The sequence below is a fragment of the Amphritea sp. GJ51-11 genome, assembly GCF_055808735.1.
This window is the reverse complement of sequence record NZ_CM147881.1, coordinates 1,834,201-1,845,966: the sequence shown is the minus strand read 5'-3', so window position 1 is coordinate 1,845,966 and position 11,766 is coordinate 1,834,201. Positions and strand designations below refer to the sequence as shown.

Here is an 11,766-nt window from a genome sequence, read left to right as displayed (position 1 = left end):
CCGAAGGCCACGCCTTGGTTTACCCCTGCAGCCTAGTTGTTTACTGAAAACCTTAGTACGCCGCTAGAAACCGCTCGGCCTGTTGGCAAGCGCGGCGAATCAATTCTGGTGCTAAAGCTTGCGCGGTTTCGGTCTCCTGACGGCTGCGTATCCAGCCAAGATAGGTAAAACCACGGGCCGTTAGAAAAAGTTCTAACTGGGCTAGGTCGCTATCACTCAGCGCGCGCTGCTGTCGATAACCATCAACCAATGCCGCTTTCGCGGTCTCATAGCCCTTTTCATCGACAATAAAATAGAGCGCTGTGGCCAGCTCGAACATATGCCAGCCAAAACCTGCATCATCAAAATCCAGTAAGCGCACCCCAACACCATCAGCGATCAAGTTTTCCGGTACAAAATCCGCATGGATCATACTGAAATTTTGCTCGTTCTTGGGTAACGGCTCTAACTGCTGCTGTACCTTCATTCGCGCCGCGATAATCAACGCCTGCTGTTCGGCGGTCAGTAACTCCAGCTCCCAGAAACGCCCCCAAAAAGGCTGTTCACCCACCAAACCGTCACAATCCCACGCATGACGTTCAAAACCATCGGGCAGCGACCAATCACAAGCCTGATTATGCAACCGGGCCGCAGTTTCACCAATCGCTCCATACAACTGGGCCAGCTGTTCGATATCATCACTCACACCATGCTCAACACACCCCAGCGGAGCGCCCTCGATCCAAGCAAATAGGTCGATCTGACGCGGTTCCGGCACAGCACCAACCTGTTCAGTGACCAGTAGTTCCCCGTTTGCCGTAGGTATCACTTCAGGCACCAGCACCCCGGCATCAATCAGTGCCGCCATCCACTGCAACTCTGAATGCAGCGCCCTAGTATTATGATAACCCGGTCGGTGGATACGCAGTGCATAGCGCCCCCCTTCGGTGGTGAGCACCTCAAATACAGCATTCTCCCGATATTTAATCGGTTCGATCTGCGCCACATCGAAAGGCCAGTGTGATAATGCCTGCACCGCTAACGACTGTAGCCGGTCAACCTGCTGAGCCGGGCTTAAGCTATAAAAACAACTCATCCGTTGGCCTCCTGACTGACTAGGTACAGCACTTCATCCAAGGTCGAAAGAAGAATATCCGCATGTTCAGGCTGAAACGGCATCGGCGGGCGCAGTTTCAAGATGGAATCGTAAACCCCAATAGTGCTGATCAACACGCCCCGTTCGCGCATCAAATTGATGATTCGGCGAGCTTCTGCAATGGCGGGCTGCTTAGTGGTTAAGTCCTGCACCAGCTCAACGGCAAAGAACATTCCGAGATCCCGGACATCACCGATGAGCGAATATGTCTGCTGTAACTTACGCAGCCCAGCGCTCACATAGGCACCGGTAGAAACGGCGTTTTCCATTAACCGCTCTTCTGCTAACACATCTAACACCGCCATACCCACAGCACAGGAGACGGGTGTTCCCCCAAAGGTATTAAAATACATCGCTTGTTGACTAAAGGCTTCAATCATATCCCCACGGGCGACTACCCCAGCCAAAGGGTGACCATTGCCCATCGGTTTACCCAAGGTGACGATGTCCGGTGTCAGGTCATACCATTGATGGGCCCACATATGTTTCCCACTGCGACCAAAACCCGCTTGTACTTCATCGGCAATCAACACGCCACCAGCTCTGCGTACCAACGCTGTGGCTCGCTCAAGGAATCCCTTGGGTACGGTTAATAGGCCTTCATTAGCAAAATCAGGGCACACCAACATCCCTGCCACCTTAATCCCTTCGGCTTCAAACTCATCAATTGCTTGCTGTACTTGAGCGACATAGCGATCCGCTAAATCCGCTTCATCAACCCCACTCACGCCACGATAAGAATCCGGTATAGCAAAGGATTTAACCCGCTTTGTCAGTTTGGCTTCCGGCATAAAACCGGTACCTAGTTCGGCCACCGCCTCGGTATTTCCGTGATAGGCAAAATCGGTAACGATAATGCCCTGATGACCGGTACAAAAACGGGCCATTCGCAGTGCTAATTCATTCGCTTCGCTACCCGTACAGGTCAGCATTGCCATGGATAAGTCTTCGCCAAAGCTGGCCGTCAGCCGCTCCATATACTCGACGATATTGTTATGCAGATAACGTGTATGAATATTGAGCGTGCTCGCCTGCTGATGCAGTGCGGCCACCACCTTCGGGTGACAGTGGCCAACATGGGGGACGTTATTGTAGACATCCAGATAGCGGTTGCCTTCAGGGTCAAATAACCAAACCCCTTCCCCTCGTACCAACTGCAGAGGACGTTCATAAAATAGTGGCGAGCTTTTACCCATCACTTTAAAACGACGGTGTAACAATTCGGTATTTACAGTGTTCAGCATTTTATTATCCTGTCTGACATCAGGACTGGCCCTGATGAGTGCTGACAGGAGTATCTAATTTAGAAGCTGAATCGGGCATCCATCAAAAGGTGGAAGCGAAAACATTACTGGCAAGAAGAGCTTAATTTGTGGCGGCGTTACAGCTGCAACAACGGTAAAACCTTGGCGATCAGTTCGCTGCGAGATTGCACCGAGACTTTTTGAAAGATGTTATGTAGATGGGTTTTAATTGTGGCAAGCCCGAGGCCGAGCGCCAAGGCAATCTCTTTATTACTCGAGCCACTTAACAATAACTCAAGCACATCGAGTTCCCGTTCGGTTAGTGCATAATGATCGGTAATAGACTGTCGTTCATTATTGCGATGCGGCAGATATACCGCATTTAAACTGTATTCGAGGAACGGCTGTAGGCTGCGCAACAGACGTAGTTCAAGGGTGCTGTAGTTGCCCAACCCCGCTTCACGCAACATCGTCAATACCGCAATAATACGTCCCTCATGCCGGAAAAACATATCCGCCACAAAACGATGATTATTGGGCACCATAAACTCTTGATAATAGATGGTCTGCTTCAATAAGTGGGGTGACATCTGTGAATCCAAGGTTACCACCCGATCATCCCGATCGGTAAAGCGTTCGGGATTTAACGGGTCCATTTGGCTATAGGCCGCTTCATACTGTTTCTCAATATCCGCACCGCTTTTATACACCACCGCACCCCGATGGCGCATATCCGGCTCAACTAAGAAAAACACCAACTCGCTTAACGGCATTAGATCATTAATCAGGGCTAACGCTTTTCGCTGAAATTCATTGGGAAATTTAGGTGCTGTCATATATCTGATCCACAGGGCTAGCGATGCAAGCTTGTCAGTATGCCGCAGCAACACTCACAGGCAACAAAAAAACGGGCCAAATCAACCATACGGTTGATTACTTTCTCGACTAAATACGCGTCGAATACAGTCACAGCATATCTGCCGGCCTTCCCCCTTCAGTCGGTGGTGCTGTGATACAAAAACAAAGAATCCCCTGGAGGATCATATCGATGACTCAACACTTTACACACAAACTCTCTACCATTGCCTTGGGTGCCGCCATTGCCCTCGCATCAGGTAGCGCCTCTGCCTACAACCTTTATGACGCTGACGGTTCGAAGCTTAACCTAGACATTGAAGCGGTTATTGGCACCTTCAGTAGTAACGAAAACTATTTCGGTAAATCGGGTAATGGTTCTTCTTGGCAGGAGGGCTATTTAAAAGCCGGATTCAGTGGTAGTCATGCACTCAATGATGACAGCACCGTTTACGGTGGCCTTAATGTTGTTTCATCCGGTACCTGGGGTGATGGCGATGCCGCAGGCAATACTGATGGCAGTGAACGGCGCACGGCACTCGAAGATGCTTTTATCGGTATTCGCAGCGGCATTATTGATGTTTCGTTAGGCCGCCAGAACATCACCATCGGTGATGGTTTCCTCATCAACGGCGACGCCTTAAACGTTGGTAGCGGTGAAACCCTGCCCCCTTTTGCTGATAACCGAGGTGGGGCTTACTGGCTCGCAGCCCGTAAAGCATTCGACCAAACCTTTTGGCTTAAAATTGGCGGCGAACAGGGTTTCCGCTCGGATATGTTTTGGTTTAAATCCGACAATGCCATGCAAGATAATGTCGAGATGGCCGGTATCAACGTTGAGTATAACAACGACATAGGTACTTTCGGCGTCATGCACCTGAAAGGCTTAGATGCCGATCAAGTTGCCTCTGACCGTGATGGCCAAACCACCAACAGCATTCGTTACCAAGGTAATGCTGGCGTTGAGAACCTCTTTTTATCAGCTGAATTTGTCAATCAAGAAAGCGGCTCCGGTGTTGATGCCGATGCTTGGTATGCCGAAGCCGGCTGGACCTTTGCAAAGACCACCTGGTCACCGCAACTGAGTTATCGTTATACCCGTTATGATGATAATTTCGACTCGCTGTTCTTCGGTTTTAACCGTGGCTACGGCACATGGTTCCAAGGTGAAGTCGCCGCGAACTATGCTGGACCTTTTGGCTCTTCCGCTACCATTCAGCACCTAGCCCTAAAAGCTTCACCGACGGAAATGCTATCAGTAGGCGCACTGTTCTTTGACTTCAGTGATTCAAGCACCTTCGGCGCCAATTCTGAAGGCCAAGAACTGGATATTTATGCTGAATGGGTGGTCAACGATCACCTGATTATCAGCCCGCTGATCGGCATCTATTCACCGGATAATGGCAATCAGAGTCAAAATAGCGATGATGATAATCTTTATGCTCAGGTCATCGCTATCGTACCGTTCTAATCACCGAGGCTAATACCCAGTGATACAGAGCCCTGCATGCAGGGCTCATCTGTTTTAAGGAGACCCTGATGCAAACTCATTTTTCACTCACTATTAATGGCCAACAAACGGCCGGCGACGCCGGTCAGTTTGATGTGCTCAACCCTGCAACTGAAACGGTGGTTGCGTCTGCCCCACTGGCCTCTGTTGATCAGCTCGATCAGGCGGTAGAAGCCGCTGCCGAAGCGTTTACATCTTGGCAACACACCCCTGATGCCGAACGTCAGGCGCTGTTGCACAGCATCGCGGATGTTATCGCCGCCAATGCCAATGAACTAGCTGAGATCATTGTCTTGGAACAGGGCAAACCGATGTTTCTTGCCCATGCAGAAGTGACCGGTGCCGTCGCTTGGACCCGTTACAATGCCGACCTTCCAATCCCCGTCGACATTATTGAAGACAGCGAGCATAAGCGGATTGAAGCACATCATAAGCCATTGGGTGTTGTCGCTTCTATCACCCCTTGGAACTGGCCTTTAATGATCGCCATCTGGCATATCATGCCGGCCCTGCGCACCGGCAATACGGTTGTTTGCAAGCCCTCTGAATATACCCCACTGAACACCCTCAGACTGGTAGAGTTGATCAACCAAGTCCTGCCTGCTGGGGTGCTCAATGTGGTCACCGGTCAAGCGGAAATCGGCGGCGCGATCAGCAGCCACCCCGGTATCAGCAAAATAGTCTTTACCGGTTCAACACCTACCGGTCAGCGGATTATGAGCAGCGCCGCCACCAACCTTAAACGCCTGACATTAGAACTTGGCGGTAATGATGCGGCAATTATTTTGCCTGATGTCGATGTTGATGCCGTGGCCGAAGGTATTTTTCAAACCGCCTTCCTGAATATGGGACAAACCTGCGCAGCCCTTAAGCGCCTCTATGTCCATGATGATATCTATGATGCGCTGTGTAATAAGTTGGTCGAACTGGCCCAAGCGCAGGTAGTCGGTAATGGTATGGACGCTGAGGTGACCTTTGGCCCTGTACAGAATGCGAATCAATTAAAAATCGTCACCACCTTGGTTGATGATGCTAAAGCACAGGGCGCTCGAATTTTGTGCGGCGGCGAACGACTAGCGGGCCCAGGCTACTTCTTCCCACCAACCCTGGTCGCCGATATCACTGACGGTACCCGCTTAGTCGATGAAGAACAGTTTGGCCCAGTACTGCCAATTATCCGTTATCAGGATGTTGAAGAAGCGCTGGCCCGCGCCAACGCAGCCGATGTAGGCCTTGGCGGCTCTATTTGGTCGGCGGATATTGACACCGCGACACAATTAGCCAACCGCCTTGAATGTGGTACCGCGTGGATCAATGGCCATGCCGAAGTACTGCCGCACGCGCCCTTTGGTGGCTGTAAAATGTCTGGATTCGGTGTCGAGTTTGGCGAACAAGGGATGCTCGAATATACCCGTCTGCAGGTTATCAATATCAACAAATAATCGCTGTCCGTTGCGGGGTAAACGCCCCGCTTACTGTTAAATTACCGATAATGACACCCAAATGACCGATAACACCCTACTTAATGACCTTCAGGGTCGAGGACTGATCGCCCAACACAGTGGCGACATCGATATACTGGCTGAACACCTACAACAGCCCCGCACGCTCTATTGTGGCTTTGACCCTACCGCAGATAGCCTCCATATTGGCCACCTCGTGCCATTATTGATGTTAAAGCGGTTTCAACTGGCAGGCCATCGCCCCGTCGCACTGATTGGTGGTGCCACCGGCATGATTGGTGATCCAAGCTTTAAAGCGACTGAGCGCAGCCTCAACACAGCCGAAACCGTCGATCGTTGGATTCAAAGCATTAGCCATCAGCTATCCCACTTTATCAATACTGATAAGACGAATAATGCCGCCCTCATTGCCAATAATGGCGACTGGATGGCTGGCATGGATATCATGTCTTTTTTGCGTGATATCGGTAAGCATTTCTCCGTCAATGCGATGATTAATAAGGAGTCCGTACGGCAACGTATCGAGCGCCCCGATCAAGGCATATCGTTTACTGAATTTTCCTATAGCTTGCTTCAGTCCTACGACTTTACCGAACTGAATCGCCGTTATGACTGCACGCTACAGATTGGCGGTAATGATCAATGGGGTAACATCACCGCCGGTATTGATCTAACCCGTCGCCTCAATCAACAATCGGTATTCGGCATAACCTTACCGCTGATCACTAAAGCCGATGGTACCAAGTTTGGTAAAACAGAATCCGGCGCTATCTGGCTCGATCCGCACAAGACCTCACCCTATGGTTTCTACCAGTTTTGGCTCAATACCGCCGATGCCGATGTGTACCGCTTTCTGCGTTATTACACCTTTTTATCTCTAAAAGAGATTCAGCAAATAGAGCAAGATGATCAACAGCGGGCACAAAAACCGGAAGCGCAACGTATTCTAGCCGAACAGATGACCCGCCTCGTGCATGGTGATTGTGCCCTTGAACAGGCTCAACGAATCTCCAGCGCGCTGTTTAGTGGTCAAGTCGGGGACCTAAGCCAGGCGGAGTTTCAGCAACTCGAACAGGATGGTTTGCCCTGCTGCGAGGTGAACCTGCCCATGACCTTGACGGATCTACTGGTCAGCTCAGAACTGGCTTCCTCTCGCCGCCAGGCGCGAGAATTTATCGCTGCCGGCGCGGTACAACTGAATGGCGTCACCGCCACAGATGCCAATCAAGCGATTACGCCAGCCGTGGCACTGCATCAACGCTTTGTGCTACTACGCCGAGGCAAGAAACAGTTCACACTCGCCTGCCTTAACCAAGGTTAATGGTTCGCCCGGTGGTAACAGCGATCTTGGCTCAACCCTTTGGTCGATACCGAATAGCGTAGCGAACAGGCTTAATAGCATAGTCTGTTGTTCTGGCTCGACAGGCAGCGTACCACTGACACCATGGATAGACTTGCAGCAACATCCAGTGAGTGCGTCGCTTCGCACGTCTTCTGTTGAAGGCTTTTCAGAGCTTACACCGGTAAGCTCTTTTTTTGTCCTTAACTTACCCCTCTCAACCCTTTGGTCGATAGTGCCACCCCCAACAAATCCGCTTAAATAGATCACAGACAGCAACGTCATTGGGTCGCAACAGAACCCGCTCACCGTTGCACAGAGGTAAATTGCACAAATGGATGAGGCGGTTCTGCTGCTGATAAAAATCGCAGAAAAGCCCGGTCAACCATATGGTTGATATTCAGTGGCGGCGTTTTGCTCTGTAATGAGATGTAAGAAGAATTCAAACGGACTATTAATATGCTACCTGACATCGACACCATTCTGTACGCCAGTGATATCACTGAAGGCAGCCGACCGGCGTTTCGGATGGCCGTCAAACAGGCGATTAATAACCACGCACGTATCGTATTCCTGCACGCACTCGAACCGATGGATGATTTTATCGACGATTTCTTGCCGGTCAATGCATCGCAAAAACATAAGCAGCAATTGATCGACAGTTTCAGGAAACGTATCGGCGAGCGCATAAAAGCATTTCTTAGCAGTGAGCTCGATGATGATTTCGAACTGCCTTATGAACCAACAATTCAAGTTTCGCCTGGCAAGCCAGATCAGGTTATCCTGAAAGCTGCTAAGCGGCTGAATGCAAGCATGATCATTATGGGAGATAGAGAAACCTCGTCCATGTCTCGCGTCTTTCTGGGCTCAACGGCCCAAAAGGTGATTCACCATAGCGAGATCCCGGTACTGATTGTGCCATTAAAAAAATAATTTATAACAACCAAGAAAACTTAGAGGAACGCCCATGAAGACAATAATAAAAGCCTGTGCTTTCGCCGCGCTTGCAGCCACACCCTTTGTCAGTTCGGTCGCTGCCGCGGCCGACTACCCAAATCGCCCCGTCAAATTCGTTGTGCCATGGCCTCCAGGTGATCTAGAAGACATTCTTACCCGCATCATCGCGGAAGAGATGGCTAAAGAAACCGGTAAACCCGCCACCGTTGTCAACAAACCTGGCGGCGCAGGTATTGTGGGTGCATCGGATGTATCCCGTGCTCGACCTGATGGTCTGACCATCGGCTCTTTTGTGGCCGATATTCTTACCACCCATCTGCTATCCGGTAATGCGCCTTACCAACAAGACACCTTTGAGCCGGTTGGTATCTTTCTAGATTACCCCTTTGTCTTGGCCACCAAAGCAGATTCCGCCTATAACAATATAGAGGAACTCGCCGAATACTCGCAGCAACATAAAGTGTCACTCGGTCACTTTGGTTATCAAGCACTGCCAACCGCGATCACCTTTACGGTTGCCGAGCAAGAGGGAATTAAATTCTCATCCAATGCCGCATTCGATTCTAACGACTGCTCCACGTTAGCTAACGGCGATGCTGACGTCATCAACACCACCACCCAGCAGATCCTTGCTTGCTTGAAATCCGGTGATGTTAAACTGCTCGCATCACTGACCCGCGACCGCCTCAGTATTGCGCCTGATGTTGCCACACTAAATGAACAAACCGGTATCAGCCAAACCACTTGGAACGGCCTGTTTGTTAAAAAAGGCACACCGGAGCACATCAAAAACCGTATCGCTGAGATCGCTGAAAAAGCGCTATCTACTGATCGGGTTAAAGAGCTGAGTGCCACCACCGGTGCTGGTATTTATTGGATCGGCGGTAAATTCGCTGAAGACGTGGTCGCCAATGACTATGAAGCCTCTAAAGCGTTACTGGAGTACATGAAAGAGTAATGCCAGCCATGACTGCAGCCGCCATCCTGGTGCGCTGCAGTCTCTCCCTGCTAATTCAAAATAATAAGGGTCTAACTCATGAGTAGTCTGGTAAATAACACCGACAATGATACCGACGAGCTGCCTCAGGAAAAACGTTATGGCATCTACTGGTGTATCCTCGCACTGGCACTGATATTACTGTGTTTATTACCCTTTCAAACGCCCTTGATTCACACCCAGCGAGGTTGGTTTTTACAGCCAATGTTTGGCTCATCCGTGGGGTTATCGCTATTAGTCATTTTTACCAGTGTGCGGGTTATTCAATCCATCAAAGATGGCTTTCTTAAGCGCTGGAACGTTATCGAATCACTGTTCGAAACCCTCAGTAGCTACCGTACCGCACTGATTTCGGCAGTCCTTTTCTTTGTCTATATCAATTCGCTGTCGGTATTGGGTTTTACCCTCTCAACCCTGCTGTTTACCACAACCCTGTTGTGGTTATCTCGCTTGCTGGATCGCACTTGGTTTCTGGCGACGCTGGGAACTCTCGCAGCGATGATCTTGATTTTCCGTGTCGGTGTCAGCCTGTGGTTGCCGGATGTATGGCTGTACAGCCTGCTACCGGATAGCTGGTCTGACATTGCTAACCAATATCTATAAGACGTAACTTTGATATGGAAACCCTACTCTTAGGTTTAAACGAAGTCGGTACACTCAATGTGTTACTGGCGATTATTATCGGCGCACTCATCGGCGTTACCATTGGCTCAATACCAGGCCTTGAACCGGCAGGTGTCATTGCCATTCTCTTACCCCTGAGTTTTTCAATGGAACCTCTTGCCGGTGTATCCCTATTGTTAGGCGTCTACGGTGGTGCCTGGTATGGGGGTGCGATACCCGCCATTCTAATGAATACCCCGGGCACCCCGGTCGCCGTGTTAACCACCTATGATGGTTATCCGATGACCCTGCGTGGTGAAGGTAAAAAGGCCCTTTCTATTGCTTACACCTCATCCTTTGTTGGCGGCATTATCAGCGTGCTATCGCTCGTACTGCTGGCACCGATGCTATCTCAAATTGCTCGGCTGTTTGGCTCGGCTGAATTTGCAATGCTGGCGGCTCTGGGGATGATTTTTGTTGTGCTAGCCCACCGTAAACATGTTGTCGAAGCGGCAATGATGTTGGGGCTCGGTATGTTCCTTGGCACCATCGGTCTCGATCGGTCATTCAGTACGCAGGTTTATACCTTTCATCAAGAATGGCTACTCAACGGCATCCCATTGGTGCCAGCCGTGATCGGTCTATTTGCCATGTCGCAAGCCTTTGTACTACTCTCTGTCCGTGAAAATGATTCCAGTGTCACCAAACTCGAAGGTGAAGGGTTATTTGGCGGCTTTGGCGTATTATTAAAGCACAAGATCACCGTCATCCGCTCTGCGGCCTTAGGGGTTGTCATGGGGCTATTGCCGGGGGTTGGTGAATTTGGTTCGCAGTTCTTTTCCTATACTCTGGCGCAAAAATTCTCCAAGACACCAGAAAAATTTGGCCACGGCGCTCCCGAAGGTATTATCGCCTCAGAAACCTCCAATAATGCGGTCACCGCCTCGGTGATGATCCCCTTACTGGCATTCGGCATTCCCGCTGATGCGCTAATGGCGATGTTATTGGCAGTGTTTATGGTACATAACTATGTGCCCGGCCCTACTCTCTTTGCCGAACGCCCCGAGTTTATTTCTGGGCTTTATATCTCGCTGTTTTTGATGAACATCGTCGTGTTTGTCTACCTCACTTTTGCGACCAAATGGATCGTCAACCTAACCCGCATTCGGGGACGCTTTATCGGCGCCTTTATACTTGTGCTGGGGTTTGTTGGTAGTTACAGCCAAAACTATCAGTTCTCCGATGCTATGATCGCCTTAGGCTTTGCAATATTTGGATATGTGTTACGTAAAAATGATATCCCAGCGGTTCCGATCATTCTCGGACTGGTACTAGGGCCAGTTTTTCTCACCCGTTTTCGCCAAGCGATGGGCGTTGCGGACGGCGATCTAAGTATCTTTATTAGCCGTCCGATCAGTCTGACACTGCTGTCTCTGATTGTGTTGTCGATTACGGTCTATCTATGGAGTAACTATAAAGCCAAACGCTCGGGATAACCTCCCCTATGCGATAACCCACTGACGCCTGATCGCTGTTCGATAACAACAAGGATCAGGCGTTTTTGTATGCCCAAACAAACACCTGTTTAACTTAACATATTAAGTTGTTTTTACTGGTTAATTATCGTACTCTGTTTCTCTTGGTTGAGAATCAGGAGCTGGTA

Annotated in this window: 10 protein-coding genes; 7 read left to right on the top strand and 3 right to left on the bottom strand. The window is 50.0% G+C overall.

What is annotated here, in order from left to right; genetic code table 11:
- Positions 1-52: 52 nt before the first annotated feature.
- From AC0L4K_RS08055 to AC0L4K_RS08045, 3 genes are all read right to left on the bottom strand, one after another.
- Positions 53-1,075: a phosphotransferase enzyme family protein gene (locus AC0L4K_RS08055; RefSeq protein WP_473268884.1), complete on the bottom strand. Its 1,023-nt coding sequence runs from the start codon at positions 1,073-1,075 to the stop codon at positions 53-55.
- Positions 1,072-2,379, bottom strand: a complete 1,308-nt coding sequence (locus tag AC0L4K_RS08050) for an aspartate aminotransferase family protein (RefSeq protein WP_473268883.1) — start codon at positions 2,377-2,379, stop codon at positions 1,072-1,074. Before AC0L4K_RS08050 ends, AC0L4K_RS08055 begins: the two co-directional genes overlap by 4 nt.
- A gap of 137 nt (positions 2,380-2,516) precedes the next feature.
- Positions 2,517-3,215 carry a helix-turn-helix transcriptional regulator gene (locus tag AC0L4K_RS08045; RefSeq protein WP_473268882.1) on the bottom strand — a complete coding sequence of 233 codons (699 nt, stop codon included), beginning with the start codon at positions 3,213-3,215 and terminating at the stop codon, positions 2,517-2,519.
- A gap of 212 nt (positions 3,216-3,427) precedes the next feature.
- Between AC0L4K_RS08045 and AC0L4K_RS08040 the strand changes: the two genes are divergently transcribed.
- The 7 genes from AC0L4K_RS08040 (at position 3,428) to AC0L4K_RS08010 (ending at position 11,599) form a co-directional block, all read left to right on the top strand.
- Positions 3,428-4,705: an alginate export family protein gene (locus AC0L4K_RS08040; RefSeq protein ID WP_473268881.1), complete on the top strand. Its 1,278-nt coding sequence runs from the start codon at positions 3,428-3,430 to the stop codon at positions 4,703-4,705.
- Positions 4,706-4,773: 68 nt separating this feature from the next.
- Entirely contained in the window at positions 4,774-6,186 is a 1,413-nt protein-coding gene (locus AC0L4K_RS08035) for an aldehyde dehydrogenase family protein (RefSeq protein WP_473268880.1), read from the top strand.
- 61 nt (positions 6,187-6,247) lie between these two features.
- Positions 6,248-7,528 carry a tyrosine--tRNA ligase gene (gene tyrS, locus AC0L4K_RS08030; RefSeq protein ID WP_417224257.1) on the top strand — a complete coding sequence of 427 codons (1,281 nt, stop codon included), beginning with the start codon at positions 6,248-6,250 and terminating at the stop codon, positions 7,526-7,528.
- Between the two features lie 477 nt (positions 7,529-8,005).
- Positions 8,006-8,479 (top strand): universal stress protein, encoded by a 474-nt coding sequence (locus AC0L4K_RS08025; RefSeq protein ID WP_417224255.1) that lies wholly within the window; start codon positions 8,006-8,008, stop codon positions 8,477-8,479.
- A gap of 34 nt (positions 8,480-8,513) precedes the next feature.
- Complete coding sequence (locus AC0L4K_RS08020; RefSeq protein WP_417224254.1) at positions 8,514-9,461, top strand: tripartite tricarboxylate transporter substrate binding protein; 948 nt, start codon at positions 8,514-8,516, stop codon at positions 9,459-9,461.
- 78 nt (positions 9,462-9,539) lie between these two features.
- On the top strand, positions 9,540-10,103 hold the full coding sequence (locus AC0L4K_RS08015; RefSeq protein WP_417224252.1) for a hypothetical protein: 564 nt from the start codon (positions 9,540-9,542) through the stop codon (positions 10,101-10,103).
- 14 nt (positions 10,104-10,117) lie between these two features.
- On the top strand, positions 10,118-11,599 hold the full coding sequence (locus tag AC0L4K_RS08010; RefSeq protein ID WP_417224250.1) for a tripartite tricarboxylate transporter permease: 1,482 nt from the start codon (positions 10,118-10,120) through the stop codon (positions 11,597-11,599).
- The last annotated feature ends 167 nt before the right edge of the window (positions 11,600-11,766 follow it).